The organism is Pseudomonas sp. HOU2 (assembly GCF_040729435.1).
Lineage (GTDB): Bacteria > Pseudomonadota > Gammaproteobacteria > Pseudomonadales > Pseudomonadaceae > Aquipseudomonas.
Genome location: NZ_CP160398.1, coordinates 492485 through 513945, shown reverse-complemented (window position 1 = coordinate 513945; position 21461 = coordinate 492485). Strand labels below are relative to the sequence as shown.

19 protein-coding genes and 1 tRNA gene are annotated in these 21461 nt (G+C 59.3%); 10 read left to right on the top strand and 10 right to left on the bottom strand.

Annotation, left to right across the window (positions count from 1 at the left end; genetic code table 11):
• Nucleotides 1-137: 137 nt before the first annotated feature.
• Both ABV589_RS02225 and ABV589_RS02220 read left to right on the top strand, forming a co-directional pair.
• On the top strand, nt 138-3305 hold the full coding sequence (locus tag ABV589_RS02225; RefSeq protein WP_367084683.1) for an Ice nucleation protein: 3168 nt from the start codon (nt 138-140) through the stop codon (nt 3303-3305).
• An 89-nt stretch (nt 3306-3394) separates the two neighbouring features.
• Complete coding sequence (locus ABV589_RS02220; protein WP_007969102.1) at nt 3395-3643, top strand: hypothetical protein; 249 nt, start codon at nt 3395-3397, stop codon at nt 3641-3643.
• A 115-nt stretch (nt 3644-3758) separates the two neighbouring features.
• Here the strand turns inward: ABV589_RS02220 and ABV589_RS02215 are convergent, their stop codons facing one another.
• The 3 genes from ABV589_RS02215 to ABV589_RS02205 form a co-directional block, all read right to left on the bottom strand.
• On the bottom strand, nt 3759-4982 hold the full coding sequence (locus ABV589_RS02215) for a zinc-dependent alcohol dehydrogenase (protein WP_367084682.1): 1224 nt from the start codon (nt 4980-4982) through the stop codon (nt 3759-3761).
• Between the two features lie 271 nt (nt 4983-5253).
• The gene (locus ABV589_RS02210; RefSeq protein WP_367084681.1) at nt 5254-5715 is read right to left on the bottom strand and encodes a hypothetical protein; all 462 of its coding nucleotides are present in this window, start codon (nt 5713-5715) and stop codon (nt 5254-5256) included.
• A gap of 145 nt (nt 5716-5860) precedes the next feature.
• Nucleotides 5861-6385 carry a GAF domain-containing protein gene (locus tag ABV589_RS02205; protein ID WP_367084680.1) on the bottom strand — a complete coding sequence of 175 codons (525 nt, stop codon included), beginning with the start codon at nt 6383-6385 and terminating at the stop codon, nt 5861-5863.
• A gap of 202 nt (nt 6386-6587) precedes the next feature.
• Here ABV589_RS02205 and ABV589_RS02200 point away from each other — a divergent pair, with 202 nt between their 5' ends.
• On the top strand, nt 6588-6833 hold the full coding sequence (locus ABV589_RS02200; protein ID WP_338801688.1) for a hypothetical protein: 246 nt from the start codon (nt 6588-6590) through the stop codon (nt 6831-6833).
• Nucleotides 6834-7423: 590 nt separating this feature from the next.
• Here ABV589_RS02200 and ABV589_RS02195 read toward each other — a convergent pair.
• Both ABV589_RS02195 and ABV589_RS02190 read right to left on the bottom strand, forming a co-directional pair.
• Nucleotides 7424-7693, bottom strand: coding sequence for a hypothetical protein (locus ABV589_RS02195; protein WP_007969132.1), 270 nt, complete (start codon nt 7691-7693; stop codon nt 7424-7426).
• A 361-nt stretch (nt 7694-8054) separates the two neighbouring features.
• Nucleotides 8055-8142, bottom strand: a tRNA-Ser gene (locus ABV589_RS02190).
• A gap of 123 nt (nt 8143-8265) precedes the next feature.
• Between ABV589_RS02190 and ABV589_RS02185 the strand changes: the two genes are divergently transcribed.
• Nucleotides 8266-8937: a Bax inhibitor-1/YccA family protein gene (locus ABV589_RS02185; RefSeq protein ID WP_027613775.1), complete on the top strand. Its 672-nt coding sequence runs from the start codon at nt 8266-8268 to the stop codon at nt 8935-8937.
• Nucleotides 8938-9001: 64 nt separating this feature from the next.
• Here ABV589_RS02185 and ABV589_RS02180 read toward each other — a convergent pair whose 3' ends face one another.
• Both ABV589_RS02180 and ABV589_RS02175 read right to left on the bottom strand, forming a co-directional pair.
• Complete coding sequence (locus ABV589_RS02180; protein WP_367084679.1) at nt 9002-9328, bottom strand: YceK/YidQ family lipoprotein; 327 nt, start codon at nt 9326-9328, stop codon at nt 9002-9004.
• Between the two features lie 58 nt (nt 9329-9386).
• Nucleotides 9387-9824 carry an Lrp/AsnC family transcriptional regulator gene (locus ABV589_RS02175; RefSeq protein ID WP_367084678.1) on the bottom strand — a complete coding sequence of 146 codons (438 nt, stop codon included), beginning with the start codon at nt 9822-9824 and terminating at the stop codon, nt 9387-9389.
• A 150-nt stretch (nt 9825-9974) separates the two neighbouring features.
• On the opposite strand from ABV589_RS02175, the gene ABV589_RS02170 reads away from it, so the two are divergent.
• Nucleotides 9975-10871: a DMT family transporter gene (locus ABV589_RS02170; RefSeq protein WP_367084677.1), complete on the top strand. Its 897-nt coding sequence runs from the start codon at nt 9975-9977 to the stop codon at nt 10869-10871.
• Here ABV589_RS02170 and ABV589_RS02165 read toward each other — a convergent pair.
• The 3 genes from ABV589_RS02165 to ABV589_RS02155 form a co-directional block, all read right to left on the bottom strand.
• Nucleotides 10858-12747 carry an acyltransferase family protein gene (locus ABV589_RS02165; RefSeq protein ID WP_367084676.1) on the bottom strand — a complete coding sequence of 630 codons (1890 nt, stop codon included), beginning with the start codon at nt 12745-12747 and terminating at the stop codon, nt 10858-10860. The two genes, ABV589_RS02170 and ABV589_RS02165, sit on opposite strands and share 14 nt — an antisense overlap.
• 79 nt (nt 12748-12826) lie before the next feature.
• Entirely contained in the window at nt 12827-13867 is a 1041-nt protein-coding gene (locus tag ABV589_RS02160) for an FUSC family protein (RefSeq protein WP_367086245.1), read from the bottom strand.
• Between the two features lie 46 nt (nt 13868-13913).
• A complete protein-coding gene (locus ABV589_RS02155; RefSeq protein WP_367084675.1) occupies nt 13914-15539 on the bottom strand; it encodes an NADP-dependent glyceraldehyde-3-phosphate dehydrogenase in 1626 nt (541 codons plus the stop codon).
• Nucleotides 15540-15920: 381 nt separating this feature from the next.
• Here ABV589_RS02155 and ABV589_RS02150 point away from each other — a divergent pair, with 381 nt between their 5' ends.
• The 5 genes from ABV589_RS02150 (at nt 15921) to ABV589_RS02130 (ending at nt 21459) form a co-directional block, all read left to right on the top strand.
• Nucleotides 15921-16274, top strand: a complete 354-nt coding sequence (locus tag ABV589_RS02150; protein ID WP_367084674.1) for a c-type cytochrome — start codon at nt 15921-15923, stop codon at nt 16272-16274.
• A 76-nt stretch (nt 16275-16350) separates the two neighbouring features.
• The gene (locus tag ABV589_RS02145) at nt 16351-17679 is read left to right on the top strand and encodes a D-arabinono-1,4-lactone oxidase (RefSeq protein ID WP_367086244.1); all 1329 of its coding nucleotides are present in this window, start codon (nt 16351-16353) and stop codon (nt 17677-17679) included.
• A 74-nt stretch (nt 17680-17753) separates the two neighbouring features.
• Complete coding sequence (locus ABV589_RS02140; RefSeq protein WP_367086243.1) at nt 17754-18962, top strand: DSD1 family PLP-dependent enzyme; 1209 nt, start codon at nt 17754-17756, stop codon at nt 18960-18962.
• Between the two features lie 229 nt (nt 18963-19191).
• Nucleotides 19192-19803 carry a transposase gene (locus tag ABV589_RS02135; RefSeq protein ID WP_108590298.1) on the top strand — a complete coding sequence of 204 codons (612 nt, stop codon included), beginning with the start codon at nt 19192-19194 and terminating at the stop codon, nt 19801-19803.
• Nucleotides 19804-19860: 57 nt separating this feature from the next.
• The gene (locus ABV589_RS02130; RefSeq protein ID WP_367084673.1) at nt 19861-21459 is read left to right on the top strand and encodes a ShlB/FhaC/HecB family hemolysin secretion/activation protein; all 1599 of its coding nucleotides are present in this window, start codon (nt 19861-19863) and stop codon (nt 21457-21459) included.
• Nucleotides 21460-21461 lie beyond the last annotated feature (2 nt).

Genomic DNA, 21461 nt, shown 5'->3' with positions numbered 1-21461 from the left:
TTGTTCAAGGCTTGTGCAGTCGAATTAGGTCATTAATTCGAGCGCTGTTACCTGCGCGGGTTTTGCGTGTGGAAATACATAATGGACGTTTGTCTCCAAAGGATTTTAGAGATCGAAGTTGTAAAAGGTATTGCAAAATGAAAACCGAAAAAGTGCTGGTTCTGAGGACATGCGCCAATAACATGGCCGACCATTGTGGTCTGATATGGCCTGCTTCAGGATCGGTGGAATGCCGGTTTTGGGAGCCGACGAGGAAACTTGAAAACGGCCTGACAGGCGTACTTTGGGGTCAGGGTTCAGACGCCCATCTGAGCCTGCAGGCGGATGCACGATGGGTTGTGTGTGAAGTGGCGGCAGGCGACTTGATATTTCTCGACGATGACGAAGGCGTGAAGTTTTCCCGTGCGGAAGTCGTCCATGTGGGTACACGCAACAGCGCATTGAATTACATCGCGGAGAATGCGGCGGATTATGAAGCGTCAACCACGAATTTGATCGAGACGTTCGTGTTTCCTCAAGTGCAACCAGAGACAAGTGAGACATTTCCCGCCCTCCCGGTTATCGCTGGCGGTCCTGTCGATGTGGTCAAACAGCGTACAACCGTCCGGGCAATGCAAAAGCTCGAAACAGCGATTTATGGCAGTACGCTAACGGGCGCCAGTCAGAGTCAGCTCATTGCCGGTTATGGCAGTACTGAAACCGCCGGAGACAGCAGCACACTTATTGCCGGATACGGCAGTACCGGAACTTCGGGGTCCGACAGTTCGATCATTGCAGGCTACGGCAGCACGCAAACTGCCGGAGATGAGAGCTCGCTGATGGCGGGTTACGGCAGCACCCAGACTGCCAAGGCAGGTAGCGATCTCACTGCTGGTTACGGCAGCACCGGCACCGCCGGCTCCGACAGTTCGCTGATTGCCGGGTATGGCAGCACGCAAACGGCTGGCGGCGAAAGCTCGCTGACCGCCGGTTACGGCAGCACCCAGACAGCCCAAGAGGGCAGTGATCTCACTGCCGGCTATGGCAGCACAAGCACCGCCGGTACTGACAGTTCGCTGATCGCCGGGTATGGCAGTACGCAAACGGCTGGCGGAGAAAGTTCTCTGACTGCGGGTTATGGCAGCACCCAGACAGCCCAAGAGGGCAGTGATCTCACCGCCGGTTACGGCAGCACCAGCACCGCCGGCTCCGACAGTTCGCTGATCGCGGGTTACGGCAGTACGCAGACTGCGGGCGGCGAAAGCTCGCTGACCGCCGGTTATGGCAGTACGCAAACCGCACAGATCGGTAGCGATCTCACCGCCGGTTACGGCAGCACCGGCACCGCCGGCTCCGACAGTTCGCTGATTGCGGGTTATGGCAGCACGCAGACTGCGGGGCAGGAAAGCTCACTGACCGCCGGTTACGGCAGTACACAAACGGCTCAGGAGGGCAGTGATCTGACCGCCGGTTACGGCAGCACGGCCACCACCGGACCAGACAGCATGGTGACTGCCGGTTATGGCAGCTCACAAACCGCCGGTCATGGCAGTGCTCTGATTGCCGGTTATGGCAGCACCCAGACTGCCGGCTACAAAAGCATTCTGACCTCGGGTTATGGCAGCACTCAGACTGCCCAGGAAAGCAGTGACCTCATTGCCGGTTACGGCAGCACCGAAACTGCGGGTTACGACAGCTCGCTGATCGCCGGTTACGGCAGCACGCAAACTGCCGGCCACGGAAGCATCATGACTGCCGGTTACGGCAGCACCCAGACCGCACAGGAAGGCAGTTCGCTCACAGCAGGTTATGGCAGCACGAGCACCGCCGGGCCTGACAGTTCGCTGATCGCAGGTTATGGAAGCACCCAGACTGCCGGACACGAAAGCACCCTGACCGCGGGTTACGGGAGTACCCAGACTGCTCAGGAAGACAGTTCCCTCACTGCGGGATACGGCAGTACCTCAACCGCGGGATTCAACAGTTCGCTGATCGCCGGTTATGGCAGCACGCAAACAACGGGGTATGAGAGCACCCTGACTGCCGGCTACGGCAGCACCCAAACCGCGCAGGACAACAGCTCGCTGACCACTGGCTACGGCAGTACTTCGACGGCTGGCTATCAAAGCTCGTTGATTGCCGGCTACGGCAGTACGCAAACCGCAGGCTATGGCAGCACCCTGACCGCCGGCTACGGCAGTACGCAGACCGCTCAGGAACAAAGTTCGCTGACCACCGGTTATGGCAGCACTTCGACCGCAGGGTACGAGAGCACCCTGATCGCCGGATATGGCAGCACACAGACCGCAGGTGACGACAGTATCCTGACCGCGGGTTATGGCAGCACGCTCACCGCACTCGACAGCAGTACCCTGACCGCCGGTTACGGCAGTACGGAAATCGCAGGTTCTGGCAGTTCGCTGATGGCTGGTTACGGCAGTTCGCAGACCGCCGGCTACGAGAGCACGCTGACCGCGGGTTATGGCAGTACCCAGATGGCGGCGCGTGACAGCACATTGACCGCCGGTTACGGCAGCACCGGGGTTGCAGGGCAAGACAGCTCGCTGATTGCCGGTTACGGCAGCAGCTTGACCAGCGGCATTCGCAGCTATTTGACCGCCGGTTACGGCAGCACACTGATCAGTGGACTGCACAGCGTCCTGACTGCCGGGTATGGCAGCAGTCTGACCTCCGGGATGCGCAGCAGCCTGACAGCCGGATATGGCAGCAACCAGATCGCCAGCCATAAGAGCTCGCTGATTGCGGGTCAGGAAAGCACGCAGATTGCCGGGCATAAAAGTATGTTGATCGCCGGCAAGGGCAGCTCGCAAACAGCGGGTTCGCGTAGCACGTTGATCGCCGGCGCCAACAGCATCCAGATGGCGGGTGATCGCAGCAAGCTGACTGCCGGCGCAGACAGCACCCAGACAGCCGGCGACCGTAGCAAACTCCTGGCAGGCAGCAACAGTTACCTGACGGCTGGCGATCGCAGCAAACTTACCGCTGGCGACGACTGTGTGCTGATGGCAGGGGATCGCAGCAAGCTGACCGCCGGCAAAAACTGCGTGTTGACCGCCGGTGCCGACAGCCGACTCATCGGCAGCCTCGGCTCAACGCTTTCAGGCGGGGAGAATTCAACCCTGGTTTTTCGCTGCTGGGATGGCAAGCGCTACACCAATGTGGTGGTCAAGACCGGAATCGACGGGGTAGAGGCTGACGTGCCGTATCAGATTGACGAGGACAGCAATGTTCTGGTCAGGGCCGAAGACAACGACAAGATGCCTGAAGAGATCCATATCAAACCGGAACCGGGAGAGGAGCAATAAGGCCTGAGGCGTCGCGGTTTCTTCGTCAGATCTTTTGAACCTGAGCAGAAACCGGTTACTCAACCGGGAAATGTTCGGGGATGACGGTAATGAACGCTTTCAAGAATCAGCTGACACTTGAGCAAGAATCACGACTGCATGCCCTGGATGCCTGGTATCGGGCGTTGGAAAATCGAGAGCTGCGCATGGATTGTCCCGATGCCTATCACGAGGAACTGTTGCGCAAGTCTGACGAGATGGATCGATTGGGTATGTTGACCCTGACCGAATTACGCGACCTGCGAAGGGACGCGGACGCAGCCTATCTGCTTGCGGTCGCCGGTAAGGATTATCACTGAAGGCCGTGCCGTCGTCGCCCAATACAGCCCCGGGCGGGCGAGGGCAGGCTTGACGCATAAATCCGCACGCCATTTGACGTGCGGATTGATTTGTCCGATCCACGTATCGCCAGCTTCAGGTCGTCAACAGTGTTGCACTGCTGTCGGTCTGTGGCACGGCGATGTGGCTGTCACCGGGTGTCAGAATGACTTTTCGGCAGTCCTCCTGTTTTTTATCAAAAATCTTGTATCCCTCGGCGGCCTGCTCCAGTGACAGGCGATGGCTGATGATGACTTCCGGTGCAAGACGACCCGTTTCGATGTGATCCAGGAGCTCAGGCAGGAAACGGTGCACATGGGTCTGCCCCATCTTGAAGCTCAATCCCTTGTCGAATGCATCGCCGAACAGGAAGCCATGAATAAACCCGGAATAAACGCCCGGGACGCTGACCACACCTCCACGCCTGACTGCAGCGATACACTGCCGCAGCGCTTTGCCGCTACTGCCTTCAAGTTTGAGGGTCGCGAGCACCGTTTCCGTCGTACTTCCCTTTGCTTCGAACCCGACCGCATCCACGACGCCGTCGACGCCGCGCATCCCTTTGGTTTGCCGAATGATCGTATCGGCAGGGTCGTCGTCTTCGTCGAAGTTGATCGGAATTACGCCATAGGTTTTCTGCGCGTAGGCCAGGCGATAAGGATGGTGATCGACCATGAAAATCTGCTCGGCCCCGAGCATCCTCGCACAGGCCGCGCTCAGCAAACCGACGGGGCCTGCGCCATAAATGGCGATGCTCGAGCCGGGACCAATGCCGGCGTTGGTCACGGCCTGATAGGCAGTGGGGAGAATGTCGGAAAGGAACAGGACTTTTTCATCCGACAGCGTCCCCGGCACTTTGAACGGCCCGGTGTTGGCCTTCGGTACGCGCACGTATTCAGCCTGACCGCCGGGCACTCCGCCGTACATATGGCTGAAGCCGAAGAGAGCAGCGCCTGGGGGTATTGCCTTTTTATTGATGATCGCTCCACGACCGGTATTGGTTGTCTCGCAGGCCGCGAACAGATCCATCGCGCAAAAGAAGCAGCTGCCGCAGGCGATGACAAAAGGAATGACCACGCGGTCGCCGGGTTGCACAGCGGTCACTGCCGAGCCCGCCTCCTCGACGATTCCCATGAACTCATGACCGAAGATATCGCCATGCTCGACGGTTGGGATTTTTCCTCGGTAGAGATGAAGGTCAGAGCCGCAGATCGCCGTTGCCGTGACTCGCAGAATGATGTCGTCATTGTCCTCGATAACCGGATCCGGAACGGTGTCGACCTTGACGCTGTGCGCGCCGTGATACGTGAGTGCTCTCATGACCGCTTGCCCCTTGCTTCATCTGAATGTAAGAGGGAGAGGACTGCCGGCCAACGTAAGTTCACAGTGATAGCGCCACAAGTGACTAGCGGTCGGCAGGCGAGCACCTGGCGCAATTTTTTCAAACCTTAGGGAACAGAGAAGGGTCGACTGCAGGATCCGCAACACCGGGATTGCCTGCTCCGAGGGTCGCAGGAGAGTGTCGGCGTTTTCTGTAAGAAAAAATCCATTCGACGACTTTTCGTGCAGATCCGCCCTGGCAGAAGGAGACTCAGTTCACCACTGACGGCTGGGTAGCGATCGAGACCGTGAGGATCACGACAAACAGCACGACGAGTGCCCAGAACATCACCACGACTGTCAGCATGACGGCCTTCAGGTTTTGGTAAAGCCAACGCACCCAATGGCCTTCCGGTTTTGCTCCTGCGCGGGTTCTGAGCACGCCTTTCAAATAAAAGCCGAGGAGGGCAAGCAGCGCACCATCAATCAACAGCGCAGGCAGGCCGGCTTCGGGGAAAATGCTTGACCATCGATAGAATGACGACCGGCTCAAGAACACTACATAACAAGTGATGCCGCCGTAGGGGATGGCTCTCCACCATCTACCGGCGAGTGCTCCAACCATTAGGCACATGACTACCATAAATGGATTGAGGAGAATATCGACCATCCATTCCATGACGTTGGGGAAGTAGCCCGGTGAATGAATGCTGCGCCAGATGTGTTCCAACATTGTTCAGATTCCTGCCTTCCTTGGAGTAAGTGCCGCTGCCGTGATTCGGTGTCCCCGCACGGTATCGGCATCTTGTCTGTTTACACACGCGACAAATGCAACAACCCTGAACATTCAGGGCTGTTTTCAGTTATTCGCTAACACCTTAGCCGTTCTTGCTGTAGCCGCTGCCGGACTCCGACAGATTCGAGTAGAAGATGCAGCCGATCAATCTCGCGAACAGGCCTAACGTATCTGCCAGATCCGGATCGTCGAAGATGACTGCCCTGGAGTCCAATGCACACAGCGCGCCCCAAAGTTGTCCGTCTGGAAGGAAAATGGGCGCGCCTGCGTAGCTTTCAATCAGATATTGCTTCACCACAGGACGTGTGGAAAACCTGCCGTCGCAACTTATCTGTGGCACGAAAAGCACCTGAGGGTCTCTGCGAAACTCGCTGCACAGCGTGGTCTCCAGTTCCAGGGTGTCGCCGGTGTTGATCCCAAGTTCGATCGGATCGTAGGCGGAACAGACGATCCATTCCGTGTCGGTGAATTTTGCGATCGCCGCGAAGCGCGTTCCGGTCATGCGTGTGACGAGCTGCAGAATATTGGTTGTAGCTTCAATTTCAGCGATAGAGGAACGTTCCTCCGCGCTTAGCAACGCTCTGTGAATGGTCTCACTGAGAGGCATGCATTGTTCTCCGGTAATGATTGATCGAGCTGGCGACGGCTAAACGCTTTTGAAACTGCCCGTTTTGATATCAAGCAAAAGGAATTCGTTCACCTGAAAGGTTCCTGATGGCTGCGATAGCGAAGGATCATTGGTTTGCGGCTTGAGGCGCCGTTATCGGCGGCGTAGCCTTGATCATACAATTTGTTGGATCTCGCATTGAATGCAGGGTGAGGAAGTGGAAGGCGTAGTGTTGAACGAAAAGATGCAGCGTGAAGCTGATCGGCTTCTGGCGCAGATTGTCCGGGCAGACTCGATGATTATCGCGGTGAAGGCGGGCGCTCGTGCGGATGGCTTCGTGCTTGGGCTGGAAACCAGCGGGGTTTTACGTGCCGGCGATGCTGAAAGGCTTTACGTCATTTTTGAAGCGGCTTTGGTTGAGCGGCTGAAAACGCTTTCGCGGCCTTGAGCTGCGTGTCAGTCGCGCGCGGGTGGGCGGAAGGGAAAAGGCGTAGCGGGATAGGGAGCCGGCGGTGGAGTCTTGGTCCGAGCCACCGGCAACGAGCATGGTTACTCTACGATGCAAATCCAGCGGTGGTTCTGCCGGTATGGCGCGCGAGTGAAGTGAACATCTGAAACCAGATTCATTCCTTGCTCTTGAAGCGCTTCGGTCAGTTGTACGAGTGTCTCTGCCTGGATAGTCATTGCTGTCACCTCGTCAGATTTTCTGCGTTCATAATTCTTGACCAAGAGGACAACTGGCTAATTCAATTTTTCTACCTGATTGATATGCAAATCACCCCGATCCGCTACTGGCGTCGGTCTGGGTTTGTAGCATCAACTTGTCGACGTGCGAGGGGGGCGTACTTCATTTGGCCGATGCGCGATGACATCGATGGCCCAATGTGTCGTCAATTGAGAAATGCGGGTTGCATTCAGAACAGTGACCAGCCACTTCGACCTCAACGGAGTGCTGTAGAAACTCTTGATCGCGGTAGCGGGATGGCTTGATCGATCTTCGGGCCTTAGACTGCGAAGACCCGAAGATTGGAGCTTTTTTTAGATCCGATGGATCTGAGTGATGTGCGGCTTGCCATTAGTTGGCGCGTAGATCTCTACGATCGCTTGCCAGCCGTTTGGCGAACCCGGAAGCGTGGCTTTCGACTTGTAGCGATAGTTGGTGCCATTAACGACTTGGCTGGAAACCTCTTCGGGCGTGTAGCTCACGCCAACGAAGCCGGCCAGTGCTTCTTTGAAGACTTCCTGATCCTTGGGAGTCAGTTTGTGGTAAGGGGTCCATCCACCAACAAGATGTTCTTGAGCTGTCATGAATTAAATCTCCCTATTTAAATTCCTACTCGTTTGGCTTTTCGGAGTACGCCCCGTTTATTCAATGGTTTCCGGAATCCATTTCCTGAATAGTTTTCCGTTCATCCCTGACTGCATTGAGATGATTGTCCAGGAAAACACCGATACGAGCTTACTGCCGGTGCCGGGGAGTGTAGGTGAAGAGGGAGGGAGGTCAAGGCGATCGCAGCGAAGAGGTGCGACCTGAAATTCGAGATATCTCTATGCCTTGGGTAGCTAACGGCCAGAAGCGGATGGTTGAATTCACAGCCGATAGCGGTCACTTTTCAGGACGCCAGAAACGACAAAGCCCTGAATAATCAGGGCTTTGTCATACATAAGATGGCGGAGGCGATGGGATTCGAACTCATGGACCTGTTACAGTCGACGGTTTTCAAGACCGTTGCCTTAAACCACTCGGCCACACCTCCGTTTGCGTTGCGGGCGCCATAATACCTGAATGAAACACACTGTCAAACTCTGTGCATGGCTTGTTACAGAGCGTCTGTTATGATCTTTGCCACTGAACGTTTCAAACCAACAGGAGTGTCGCCATGCGCGAACAGGATTACGCAGTTCACAACAGCGTGCAGGCTGAGCAGCTAGAGGTTAGCCGCGTCCTGCGCAACACTTACGGTCTACTGGCGCTCACCCTCGCATTCAGCGGTGTGATGGCGTTCGTGGCGCAGCAGATGCGCGTCGGCTACCCGAACATTTTCGTGGTGCTGATCGGTTTCTACGGGCTGTTCTTCCTCACCAACAAACTCCGTGATTCCGCGTGGGGCCTGGTGTCCGCCTTTGCGCTGACCGGTTTCATGGGTTTCCTGCTCGGCCCGATCCTCAACCGTTACCTGGGCATGCAGGGCGGCGCTGAAGTGGTCAGCTCGGCATTTGCGATGACCGCGCTGGTGTTCGGTGGTCTGTCGGCCTACGTGCTGATCACCCGCAAGGATATGAGCTTCCTCGGTGGTTTCATCACCGCCGGTTTCTTCGTGTTGCTGGGTGCAACGCTGGCGAGCATGTTCTTCCAGATCAGCGGCCTGCAACTGGCGATCAGCGCCGGTTTCGTGCTGTTCTCGTCGGTGTGCATTCTGTTCCAGACCAGCGCGATCATCCACGGTGGCGAGCGCAACTACATCATGGCAACCATCAGCCTGTATGTATCGATCTACAACCTGTTCATCAGCCTGTTGCAGATCTTCGGCATCATGAGCCGCGACGACTGATCGCTGTTTGTGAATCAACAAAAAACCCGCTTCGGCGGGTTTTTTGTTGTCTGCGAAAAGCGGATCAGTTGATCACGATGCTGCCATCGGCCTGTTGCTTGTAAATCGTGTAGGGCAGCAGAAACGTATCCAACACGCCGGAAACTGCCGCATCGACCACCAAACCAAAGGAAGCGTTGTGGTAATTGAACGCGTCGACGTCATCCGGCTTTTCGGCGTGCAGCATGCAGAAGTCGTAGGTTGCACCGCTGTAGATGCGCGGCACCGCGCCGCAGTAGCTTTTCTTGGTTTTCAGTTGATCCACGGAAGCCTTGTCGCTAAGCACAACGGTCTGCACCGTACCGCACCCGCCGAGCATCAACAACGCCAGCATCACTGCCTGAGTTCTCATTACCGCCAATCCTTCGCCGGAAAAACCTTAATCTACGCCGAGCAGGCGCAAAAAGCACTCACGCCATCGGCGGTAACCGGCGTTTGACCGGGGTTTTCTTGACGATCGCGGTGTTGGTTTCGGCCAGCGTATTGAGGCGGTCGAGCAGGGTGTCCAGCTGTTCCATCGAGCGCACGTGCAGGCGGGCGATGAAGCAGTCTTCTCCGGTGACCTTGTCGCACTCGGTAAATTCGGGGATCGACAGGATCTGGCGTTCCACTTCCTGCAGTTGCCCCGGCAGCGGACGTACCCGGACGATCGCCTGCAGTTGATAGCCGAAACACTTGGGATCGATTTCGACGGTGTAGCCCTTGAGCACGCCGCGCTCTTCCAGCCGGCGCAACCGTTCGGCCACGCTGGGTGACGACAGGCCGCTGATCTGCGCCAATGCCTTGAGCGAGCGGCGCGAGTCGTCCATCAAGGCGCTGATGAGGATCTGGTCGATATCGTCGGTCATGGCGCAACTCCGGGATTAGGCACTTGCGGTAAACCACCCGCGATAAAAAAGGCAGAAGTCGAGTTTAGCCTGCTTTTTGCGCTGGAGGCGTGGGGTGTTGGCTTGGCATACTTTTGCCACGCTTTCGTCAAATGCTTAGGGAGATCGATGATGGGCAACACAATCCGCCGTGGTTCATTGGAAATGACCGCCGCCATGCTGATTTCCGGGACCATCGGCTGGTTCGTGCTGGTGTCCGGGCAACCGGTGCTGGATGTGGTGTTCTGGCGTTGCGTGTTCGGCGCCGGCACCTTGCTGCTGATATGCGCGGCTTTCGGCTTCTTGCGTCCGGGCATTTTGACCCGCACCACGTTCCTGCTGGCGGTGCTCAGCGGAGTGGCGATTGTCGGCAATTGGGTGTTGTTGTTCGGCTCATATTCCCGGGCCTCGATCGCCATCGGCACGGCGGTCTATAACGTGCAGCCGTTCATGCTGGTCGGTTTGGCGGCGCTGTTTCTCGGCGAGAAAATCACCTTGCAGAAGCTGTTCTGGCTGGCGATTTCCTTTCTCGGCATGCTGGCGATTGTCAGCGCCCATGGCGGGCAGGGCGAGAGTGGTAGCGATTACCTGTTGGGCATCGCGCTGGCACTGGGTGCAGCGTTGCTCTACGCGATTGCAGCGCTGATCATCAAGCGCCTGACCGGCACGCCGCCGCACCTGATCGCGCTGATCCAGGTCTGCACCGGAGTGCTGTTGCTCGCGCCGTTCGCGCACTTCAACGGCTTGCCGCAAACCGGCGGCGCCTGGGCCAGTCTGGTGACGCTGGGCATCGTCCACACCGGTCTGATGTATGTGCTGCTGTACGGCGCGATCCAGAAATTGCCGACTGCCCTGACCGGTGCGCTGTCCTTCATCTACCCGATTGCGGCGATTTTCGTCGACTGGTTCGCTTTCGGCCATCGCCTGGAGATCCTGCAATGGGTCGGTGTGGCAGCGATTCTGCTGGCCGCCGCCGGGATGCAACAGGGCTGGGGCCTGAAAGCCCGGCGCCAGCTCAAATCGGCTTGATCAGATCCTTGAACAGGCCTTTGAGCTGCTGATTGCCGGCATCCACCAGATGGTTGTCGTCAAAGTACAGCGGCACGCCGTCCATGGAACCCATGCAGTTGCCGTTGGGGCACAGGTACGGCGTCGGATCGATCACCGTCGCGTTGCAGCGGCTGGCGGCGGCTTCGATGGTTGCGATGGCGACGCGGTTGCGTTTCTCGTATGCCTGCAACGGCAGAGAAATGTCCGTGGTTTGCCGGAACAATCGCTGATTCAGATTCAGACCCTTGTAGACGCTGAAGGGCATTTCCGGGATCGGTTTGACGATGTACACCGGATGGTTTTCAGCGATCGAGCAGACCGTGCTGACGTACTCTTCGGTATAGGCTTCGGCAAACCCGGCCTGGCGCTCGGGAAAGGAAATCCGGTAGCTGTTTTCCCGACCCGAATCCGCGTACAGCGCCGCGCGACTGAACAGCACCACCGGGATCCCGGCGTAGGCGGTTTTCAGTTGTTGCAGCTTTTCCTGATTGAAGCCCCGGCACTGGCTTTCGACGGTCTTGTCGTGCATGGCGAAGTGCGCCAGGGTCGGGCAACCGCCCCGTGACCAGGACAGCGCCGCCTGCGGGTTGTGCATTTGCACCGCTGCTGCGGTGGATTGCGCGTGACTGTCGCCATACAGAATCACTGACACCTCGCCTGTGCCCAACTTGCAATCCGCCGCCGCATAGGCGTTGGGGTAGCACTCCTGCGGATACAGTTTGCTGGTGTATTGCGGCTGCCCCAGTTCGACCAGCGCCGGGCGCCAGTCGGGGTGTTGCTTGACCAGCGACGACGTTACTGCCGACACCGCAACCATAGCCACCGTCAGCGCTGCGAACTTGATCACCGTGCGTGTGGCGGTCGTACCTTTTTTTACCTTGGATTCAATCAGGTAGAAGGACAGGGTGCCGAGGGCGAACGAGGCGATTATCGCGCCGATCACGTGTGGCCAACTGTTCAGCAGGCCGCACAGGTACAGCAGCACCACCAGCGGCCAGTGCCACAGGTACACCGAGTAGGAAATGCTCCCGACAAACTGCAGCGCAGAATTGCTGCTGAACACCGACCGGGTGTTGCCGTGAATCACCAGCATTGTCCCCAGCACCGGCAGCAGTGCCAGATAACCGGGCCACAGATCCGCTTCAGAAAAGCCCAGCACGCTGACGGCAATGGCCAACAGGCCGAGCCCTTCGCAAATCGCAGCACCGCGCTGGCTGAGCCGCAAGGGAAACAGAAAGACCAGCCCGCCAGCGATCATTTCCCAGGCGCGGGTGGGCAGCATGTAGAAGGCGAACGTCGGGTTGACGCGGGTCACGACGATGGACGCGGCGAGCGAAATCAACGCCAGGGCAACCAGGGCAAATCGGCTTTTGTCGGCACCGAAAAACGTGTGCAGCCCCATGATCAGCACGGGATAGAGCAGGTAGAACTGCCACTCCACCGACAGCGACCAGGTGTGCAGCAACCAGTTTTCATGCAGCGGCGCCGCGAAGTAATTGCCGCTTTCGGCAAAGCTGAAGTTCGAGCTGAACAGCAGGCTGCTCTTGATCGTGCGGATGGTTTCGCGCAAGTCGTCCAGCGGTAGATAAAGGTAGCCGAAGACCAGCAGCGCAACGCACAAAACCAGCAGGGCGGGAATGATGCGTCGGGCGCGGGAGGCGTAGAAACCGAGGAGGGAAAAGTTCTGCTGCTGCACGCCATTGACGATGATGCCGGTCATCAGGAAGCCGGAAATGACGAAAAACACGTCTACGCCGACGAATCCGCCCTCAAACCCTGGCACCTTGAAATGAAACAGCACGACCGCGAGCACGGCCAGTGCCCGCAGGGCGTTGATACTCTTCCTGAATTGCATTTATGCGTCCATGTCACATCCGTTGTGCGGCGCATTGTAGTGATGATGTCGGCTTTGTTACATGGATTTTTCCGCTGATTCAGATGTTCCAGCGCGGCGCCGTGATCGCCAGGCGCTGGCGCAGCTCGCCAATGTTCGCGGCCAGTTGGCGGGTCAGCAAGCGGTAGCCGTCCAGCGTGTTGTAGACCGGTGTGTCGAGACTGGCGTCCGGCAACTCCAGCGGGCGCTGCAGGCGTTGCGTGGCGCCGGACTTCAAGGCCCGGGCCATGCCGATCAGCTGCACGCGGATCACCCGGTGTTCGGCCCGTAGCGCCGATTGCAGGTGCGCCATGGCTTCGGGGTCGTTGGCATCCGGGCGGGTGTTGCCGAGGATTTCCAGGGTACTGACGCACATGCGCAGGTTGCGTTGAATCGCGTCCAGTTCGGTCATGGAGATTTTCACTTCCTTGGACACCGAAGGCATCAGCGAGCGCAGCTGCACCATCACCGTGGTCACCCGGCCCATCAGCTTCAGGTGTTCATCGGCGCTGACCGGTTGGCCGCCAATGATCCGCCCGTACAACGTGGCGCAGTCGCGCAAGGCATCGGCCAGGTTGTAGCGCCACGAGTACACCGCGTACAGCGGCAGGGCGAAGGAAAACGCCAGGGCCAGGGCGATGCCGATCAGGATGTCGACCCCGCGCCACAAGCCGTCGGTGATCGGGTTGTCACCATGTCCGGCAACGATGAACACGGTAATCGCCGAGAGCAGGGCGGTGTACCCACCCTTGCCGATCGCGTGATAGGAAAAGAAGCCGCAGACCACCGCCATGGCAAAGTAGGTCAGCCACGGCAGGCCCAGCCACGCCTGCTGCGCCACCAGCAGCAGACCGACGCCGGCACCGATCAAAGTGCCGGTGGCGCGTTCGGCGGCTTTCTTGCCGATGTTGCCGTGGTGTTGCAGGCCACCGATCACCACCAGCATGGTCACCGACGCCCACTCGCCGTGGGGCAGATTGATGCCGGTGGTCAGCAGGATGGTCGCCAGCAGCCCCAGCGCTACCCGCACCGCGTGAATCAGTCGGGCGTGCTGGTAGCGGCGGTACGGGTCCAGCAACGGACGCAGGATTCGCCGCAGCAGCGGTGGCAGTCGTTGGGTGCTGAAGGTGCTCAGTGCAAAGTCCTCGTCAGAAGATGTAATCGGTGGTGAGGAAGCTCGAATCGCGGCCGCGAATGATTTCGCTGATCAGGTCCTTGTTGCTGTCCTGGAACTTGGTTGCCACCAGTGTGCGGATCGAAAACACCCGCAGGGCATCGTGTACCGACAGCGTGCCTTCGGCGGAGTTCTTGCGCCCGTTGAACGGGTAAGTGTCCGGGCCGCGCTGGCACTGGGCGTTGAGGTTGATCCGCCCGACCTGGTTGGCGAAGGTATCAACCAGTCGGCCGATCGCCACCGGGTTGGTGCCGAACAGGCTCAGTTGCTGGCCGAAGTCCGATTCCAGCACGTAATCGATCACGGTATCGAGATGCCGGTACGGCACGATTGGCACCACCGGGCCGAACTGCTCCTCGTTGTAGACGCGCATTTGCGGCGTCACCGGGTACAGCACGGCGGGGTAGAAGAACGACTCCCGCGCTTCGCCGCCATTGGGGTTGACCACTTTGGCGCCCTTGCTTTGTGCGTCGGCCACCAGACCGTGCAGGTAATCGACCTTGCCCGACTCCGGCAATGGCGTCAGCGCCACGCCGCTGTCCCACGGCATGCCCGGTTTCAGCGTAGCCAGTTTGGCGTTGAATTTTTCGATGAAGCTGTCGACCACGTCTTCATGCACAAAGAGAATTTTCAGCGCGGTGCAGCGTTGGCCGTTGAACGACAGCGAACCGGTCACCGCTTCATTGACCGCATTGTCCAGATCGACTTCCGGCAGCACGATCCCGGGGTTCTTCGCGTCCAGGCCCAGCGCGGCGCGCAAGCGGTGTGGTTTCGGGTGCAGTTTTTTCAGGTCGCTGGCGGCCTTGTTGGTGCCGATGAAGGCGAAGATGTCGATCTTGCCGCTGGCCATGAGGGCGCTGACGGTTTCGCGGCCGCTGCCGTAGATCACGTTGATCACGCCGCTCGGGAAACTGTCGCGAAAGGCTTCAAGCAGAGGACGGATCAGCAGCACGCCGAGCTTGGCCGGTTTGAACACCACGGTGTTGCCCATGATCAGTGCCGGAATCAGCGTGGTGAAGGTTTCGTTAAGCGGATAGTTGTAAGGCCCCATGCACAGTGCCACGCCGAGCGGTACGCGGCGGATCTGGCCGAGGGTGTCCTGTTCCAGTTCGAAACGGCTGGAACGGCGGTCGAGTTCTTTCAGTGCATTGATGGTGTCGACGATGTAGTCACAGGTGCGGTCGAACTCTTTTTCCGAGTCCTTGAGGTTCTTGCCGATCTCCCACATCAGCAGCTTGACCACGGCTTCGCGCTGCTGGCGCATGCGACCGAGGAACGCTTCGACGTGCTGGATCCGTTCGGCCACGCGCAGGGTCGGCCACAGGCCCTGACCGCGATCGTAGGCACGCACCGCGGCGTCGAGGGCGGTGAGCGCGGTGTCGGCGTCGAGCAGCGGGGTGCTGCCGAGAATCACTTGTTCATCACCGTTTTCGCCGTGCAGGTACACCGGGCTGCGCACGGTGGCGAGCGGGCCGTCCCAGCGCCGCAGTTGGCCATCGACGAGGTATTCGCGTTGCTCGACCTGAGCGTCGAGGCGGTATTTTTCCGGGATGTCGCTGACAGAAGGGAACAGATTGCCAAGGATGTTTGCTGTGGTCATGTCGCTACCCCGTGTTGATGTCCGTATACAGATCAAAAAGTCTTTACAGGTTATACGCCTGAATACGCCGACATTTAAACCCGCGAATGTCACGCGAATGTCACGCAGAGATGCGGAACAGAGGGGGATCAGCTACGCCGTTTACCCTGTGGGAGCTGGCTTGCCAGCGATTAGGCCGGCACTCCCGCGGCTTTCATTGGCTGACACTCCGCTATCGCTGGCAAGCCAGCTCCCACAGGTTTTGTGGTGCTGTCCGAGCCCCAGCTCAATCCTGGCTGGCCCCGTTTGGCCCCCTCGTTGTCCCGCAATGCCCTCAACCCGCTGCCGTGCCTGCCTTAAGGTGTGCTCACAACAATAAGCGGTACCCAGGCGAGGATCCTTATGCGGGCAATCCCATTCACTTTACTGCTGGCGCTGTTGATGACGCTGTTCGGTTGTGGTGAGAAAACCAAACCACCGGCAGCTACTCGCAACGCCACACCCACCGACCCGGCACTGGCGCAGATCTATTCCAACAGCTGCCAGCTGTGCCACGCCAACCCGGCGGCGAACGCACCGCTCACCGGTGACCGCCAAGCCTGGGAACCGCGCATCCGCCAGGGCACCGACACGCTGCTCGACCACGCCATCAACGGCTATAACGGCATGCCGCCGATGGGCCAGTGCGTCGAGTGCAGCGAAGAACAATTCCTGCAACTGATCGGCTTCATGGCCGACCAGCCCCTCCCACAATAAGGGCGCGCGCATGAGCATGGATCTGACACGGCGTCAGTTGTTGCAACGGGCAAGCATCGTCGGCGCTTTCACCGCAATGACGGCCAACCCCGCGCTGGGGCAGTTGATGCGTGCACCGCGGCTGATTCCCTGGCGCAACTGGTCGGGCGGGCAGAGTTGCCTGCCGGCGGCGCGACTGGCGCCGAAGAATCTTGATGAACTGAGCGCTGCGATTCGTCAGGCCCAGGGCAAGATCCGCCCGGTCGGTTCGGCACATTCGTTCAGCGCCCTGGTGCCCACCGACGGCACGCTGCTGTCGCTGAGCTACTTCACCGGTTTGCTCGACCACGATCCGAAAACCCTGCAGGCGGAATTCGGCGCCGGCACGCCGATGTCACGCATGGGCGTGCCGCTCAAGGACGTCGGCCAGGCCCTGCAGAACATGGCCGATATCGACTACCAGACCCTCGCCGGGGCGATTTCCACCTCGACCCACGGCACCGGCAAAACCTTTCAGTCCTATTCGGCACACGTCTGCGGCCTGCAACTGGTGACGGCCAGCGGCGAGGTGCTGGACTGCGACAGTCAGCATCACCCCGAAGTGTTCAACGCCGCGCGGGTGTCGCTCGGAGCACTGGGCGTGGCGACGAAAATCCGTCTGCAAAACCGCCCGGCCTACCGCCTGCGCGAACGCCAGTGGATCGCCAAGACCGAAGAGCTGCTCGAAGACCTCGACAAGAACACCAGCGAAAACCAGCACTGGGAAATGCTCGTGGTCACCCATTCCGATTACGCCTTGTCCATCGCCCTCAACGAAACCAATGACCCGGCCACGCCGCCGATTCCCCCCGAAGAGGAGGGCGGTAACGAGTTCGTGACCCTGATCGAGAAGATCGACAAATACGGCAGCGACTTCCCCGAGCTTCGCCGCACGCTGCTCAACAGCCTGCGGCATCTGGCGAGTTTCGATGATCGGGTCGGCGACTCGTTCGACATCTACGCCAACGTGCGCACCGTGCGCTTCAACGAGATGGAATACTCGGTGCCCGCCGAGCACGGCCCGGCCTGCCTGCGTGAAATCCTCAAGCTGATTCAGGACAAGAACCTGCGCACCTGGTTTCCCATCGAGTACCGCTACGTCAAGGCCGACGACATTCCGCTGAGCATGTTCGAGGGCCGCGACAGCTGTTCGATCTCGGTGCACCAGCATTACCAGATGGATCACCACAACTTTTTCGCCGCGGTCGAGCCGATTTTCTGGAAGTACAACGGCCGCCCGCACTGGGGCAAGTTGCACACGCTTAACGCGAAGAGTCTGCAGCCGCTGTATCCGCGTTGGCGCGAATTTGTCGACGTACGTCAGGCGCTGGATCCGAGCAGACGTTTTCTCAACGCGCATCTGGCGTCGATTCTGGGGGTGAGCTGATGGCGGTCAATCGACGTAATTTTCTTCTCGGCACTTTGGGTGTCGGCGCTTTATTGGTGGGCGTGGGCGCCTGGCTGCGGCCGGGTGATCGCGGTGCGCCGTACAGCGAGTATTTCCGCGCGCTGAATAAAGAACTGAAGGACAAAGGCCCGATGCGCCCGGTGCTGCTGATCGATCTGGATCGCCTCGATCACAACATCGACGTGGTGATGCAGTCGGTCAAACGTGGCGGCAAGCAATTGCGTCTGGTGGAAAAATCCCTGCCGTCGCCGGGCTTGCTGAGCTACATCGCGCAACGGTCCGGGACGCAAAAACTCATGTCGTTTCATCAGCCGTTTCTCAATCACGATGCGCTCACGTTTCCCCGGTCCGACATCCTGCTCGGCAAGCCGTTGCCGGTGCGTTCGGCCGAGCTGTTCTATCAAACTCACAAAGGCCCGTTCGACCCTTCCAGGCAGTTGCAATGGCTGATCGATAACCCCGAACGTCTGCAGCAATACCTGGCGTTGGCGCAGGGGCTCGGCACGCGGATGCGCATCAACATCGAACTGGATGTCGGCCTGCATCGCGGCGGGGTCAGTGATGTGAATGTGTTGGGGCAGATGCTGACGCTGATCAGCGCCAACTCGCAGCACTTGGAGTTCGCCGGGTTCATGGGCTACGACCCGTTCGTGGGCATGGGCGTGCCGGGGATTCTCGGATCGCCCGAGGAGCTGTTCGCCAAGGTCATGCTGATTTATCAGCGCTGCGTCGATTTCACCCGGCAGCAGTTTCCGGCGTTGTGGAACGAAAACCTGTGCCTGAACACCGCTGGCAGCCCGAGTTACCGCATCCACGAAAACGAGAAGCTCAGCACCGAGGTGTCGGTGGGCACGGCGATGCTCAAACCGACGCATTACGACTTGCCGTCGCTGGCTGAGCACGTGCCGGCGACCTACATCGCCACGCCAGTGCTGAAGAGCACCGGTGCGGTGAACATCCCGGCGCTGGACGACAAGTCGAAGTTGTTCTCGTGGTGGGACGCCAACCAGCGCCAAACCTTTTTCATTTACGGCGGCAACTGGATGGCCGAGTTCGAATCGCCCGCCGGTTTGCAGAGTAATGGCGTGTATGGCCGCAGTTCGAATCAGGAGATGGTCAACGGTTCGAATGCCGTGGGCCTGACCGTTGAAGATCAAGTGTTCCTGCGACCCACCCAGACCGAAGCCGTGCTCCTGCAATTCGGCGATCTGCTGGCGGTGCGTGGCGGCAAGATCGTCGACACCTGGCCGGTTTATTCCTGAAGCAAAAGATCGCAGCCTTCGGCAGCTCCTACAGGGAGTACTCAATCCCGGTGTAGGAGCTGCCGAAGGCTGCGATCTTTTGATTTTGCTCTCCCACCAATTTCAGCATGAAGCTTTCATGACAAAAGTTCGGTAGCACATAGCCAGTCCGGTCATGCCTATGTAACGCGCTTGAGGGGCCCAACGGGGCGCTTTTCACAAGCCGAGGCGGGACGCCGGGAGTGAGGCAATGGGGACTATGGAACGCTACTCGAAAGTGGGCATGCAGGAACTCGATCAGCGCCTGTCGAAGATCGTCGAGGCCGCGCGCAAGAAGCCGGTTTCGGTGTATCGCTACGGTGCGCCGTGGGTCTGGATCGTGTCGCAGGATGACTGGCAGGGCGCCTTGAAAGAGGTCTCCAGCTACATTCCGCCCGGCCATTCGCTGGTGTTGCTGCGCCCGCAGATCGACGACTTGCTCGATGCCCACCAAGGCCTCCTGCACGAGCTGAATGCCGAACCGGGCATGCTCATCCCCGCGCAAACCGTCATGCACATCCTGCTCCTGCAACTGCTGTATTCGGTGCCCAGCGAGCAGCAACTGTATGAACAGCTCAATTACAACCTGCTGTTCCGCTGGTTCGTCGGCCTGGGCCTGAACCAGAAAGTCTGGAGCTTCAACGTCCTCAGTCGCGACATCGCCACGCTGCTCAACAACCCGCGTGCGGTGCTGCTCATTCAGAAAATCATCGGCGAAGTGTTCTGCGGTGCCTTGCTGCAAATGCCCGAGTTCTCGTTGAACTTCGCGCTGCTGCACACCTGGCTCGGCAAGCACAGCGGTGCCTCGACAGTCAGCAACTGACGCAACACACAAGGCGCGCGACAGCGCCAACAGGTCATCGCGAATTCAGGGGGTAGTGTGGATCAGATTTTCACGTCACGGCTGGCGCTGTGGGGCTGGCTGCTGGTGACGGCCGGCGCGCAACCGGCATTCGCCGAAGAGGCTGCCGAAGCTGCTGCGCCGCAACGTCTGGTGGACGTCAACGAATACTTCGTGCGCGGCAACACCGTGCTCGACGCCCGGGCGATCGAAGAGGCGGTGTACCCGTTTCTCGGCCCGCAAAAAGCCATGACTGACATCGAAGGCGCCCGCGATGCGTTGCAGAAGGCTTATCAGGAGCGCGGCTACCAATCGGTGTTCGTCGAGTTGCCGGAGCAAGCGGTGGCGGACGGCATCGTCTACCTGCAAGTCAGCGAAACCAAGGTCGGCCGGGTGCGTGTGGTTGGGGCCAAACACTATTCGCCGCTGGACATCCGCGACAACGTCCCGGCGCTGAAAGAAGGCGAGGTGCCGGACTTCGCCAAGGTTCAGGGCGAACTGGCGCAGCTGAATAAAACCCCGGGCCGCCAGGTCATGCCGCTGGTGCGCGAAGGTCAGCGCCCCGGCACCATGGACGTCGATTTGCAGGTTGAAGACCAGAACCCGTGGAGCGCCAGCGTCGGCCTCAACAACGATTACAGCGCCGACACCGAAAAGCTGCGCGCCGTGACCAGCCTCGGCTACAACAACCTCTGGCAACTCGGCCACAGTATCAACCTGACCTACTTCACCGCGCCGCAGGACACCGACAACGCCAAGTTCTGGTCGGTTTCCTACACCGCGCCGCTGAGCGAGCGCTGGAGCGTGCAGTTCTCCGGTTATCAGTCCGACAGCAACGTCGCCACCATCGGCGGCAGTAACGTGTTGGGCAAGGGGCACTCCTACGGCGTGTCGGCGATCTACACGCTGCCGTCCAGTGGCAACTGGTCGAACTCGCTGTCGGCCGGCATCGACTTCAAGGACTTCGACGAACGCCTGACCCTGTCCGGCGAGAGCGACAAGGTGCCGCTGAAATACGCGCCGTTCACCTTCGCCTACAACGGCTTCCGTTACACCGAAAAGAGCCAGCTCGGCCTCGGCCTGAGCCTGGTGGCGGCCACCCGCAGCATTTTCGGTTACGGCAGTTCCGACGAAGACTTCGACTACAAACGCTACCGCGCCAATCCGAGCTTCGCCGTGCTCAAGGGCGACAGCAACTTCACCTGGACCTTCGACAACGACTGGCAGAGCGCGAGCAAAGGCGCGTTCCAATTGGCGTCGGGGCCACTGGTCTCCAACGAACAGTTTTCCGCCGGCGGCGCTACTTCCGTACGCGGCTATCTGGCGGCGGAACGCACTGGCGATGACGGCGTGCTGCTCAGTCAGGAACTGCGCACGCCGTCGCTGGCGAAATACGCCGGCAGCTGGATGCAGGAATGGCGCTTCTACGCCTTTGCCGAAGGCGCGCAACTGTATCTGCGCGACGAGTTGCCGGATCAGGACGCCAGTTACGCCCTGGCCAGCGTCGGCCTCGGCACCCGCGCCAGCCTCAGCAAATGGCTGTCCGGCAGCCTCGACTGGGGTTATCCGCTACTCGAAGGGCCGAACACCTCGAAGCAGGAATCGCGCCTGCACTTCAACCTTCAAGCCACTTTCTAAAG

Bases quoted from the DNA above. Each gene is read 5' to 3' on its own strand.
- ABV589_RS02225 (WP_367084683.1), top strand. From the start codon at position 138: ATGAAAACCGAAAAAGTGCTGGTTCTGAGGACATGCGCCAATAACATG.
- ABV589_RS02220 (WP_007969102.1), top strand. From the start codon at position 3,395: ATGAACGCTTTCAAGAATCAGCTGACACTTGAGCAAGAATCACGACTG.
- ABV589_RS02215 (WP_367084682.1), bottom strand. From the start codon at position 4,982: ATGAGAGCACTCACGTATCACGGCGCGCACAGCGTCAAGGTCGACACC.
- ABV589_RS02210 (WP_367084681.1), bottom strand. From the start codon at position 5,715: ATGTTGGAACACATCTGGCGCAGCATTCATTCACCGGGCTACTTCCCC.
- ABV589_RS02205 (WP_367084680.1), bottom strand. From the start codon at position 6,385: ATGCCTCTCAGTGAGACCATTCACAGAGCGTTGCTAAGCGCGGAGGAA.
- ABV589_RS02200 (WP_338801688.1), top strand. From the start codon at position 6,588: ATGCAGGGTGAGGAAGTGGAAGGCGTAGTGTTGAACGAAAAGATGCAG.
- ABV589_RS02195 (WP_007969132.1), bottom strand. From the start codon at position 7,693: ATGACAGCTCAAGAACATCTTGTTGGTGGATGGACCCCTTACCACAAA.
- ABV589_RS02185 (WP_027613775.1), top strand. From the start codon at position 8,266: ATGCGCGAACAGGATTACGCAGTTCACAACAGCGTGCAGGCTGAGCAG.
- ABV589_RS02180 (WP_367084679.1), bottom strand. From the start codon at position 9,328: ATGAGAACTCAGGCAGTGATGCTGGCGTTGTTGATGCTCGGCGGGTGC.
- ABV589_RS02175 (WP_367084678.1), bottom strand. From the start codon at position 9,824: ATGACCGACGATATCGACCAGATCCTCATCAGCGCCTTGATGGACGAC.
- ABV589_RS02170 (WP_367084677.1), top strand. From the start codon at position 9,975: ATGGGCAACACAATCCGCCGTGGTTCATTGGAAATGACCGCCGCCATG.
- ABV589_RS02165 (WP_367084676.1), bottom strand. From the start codon at position 12,747: ATGCAATTCAGGAAGAGTATCAACGCCCTGCGGGCACTGGCCGTGCTC.
- ABV589_RS02155 (WP_367084675.1), bottom strand. From the start codon at position 15,539: ATGACCACAGCAAACATCCTTGGCAATCTGTTCCCTTCTGTCAGCGAC.
- ABV589_RS02150 (WP_367084674.1), top strand. From the start codon at position 15,921: ATGCGGGCAATCCCATTCACTTTACTGCTGGCGCTGTTGATGACGCTG.
- ABV589_RS02145 (WP_367086244.1), top strand. From the start codon at position 16,351: ATGACGGCCAACCCCGCGCTGGGGCAGTTGATGCGTGCACCGCGGCTG.
- ABV589_RS02135 (WP_108590298.1), top strand. From the start codon at position 19,192: ATGGGGACTATGGAACGCTACTCGAAAGTGGGCATGCAGGAACTCGAT.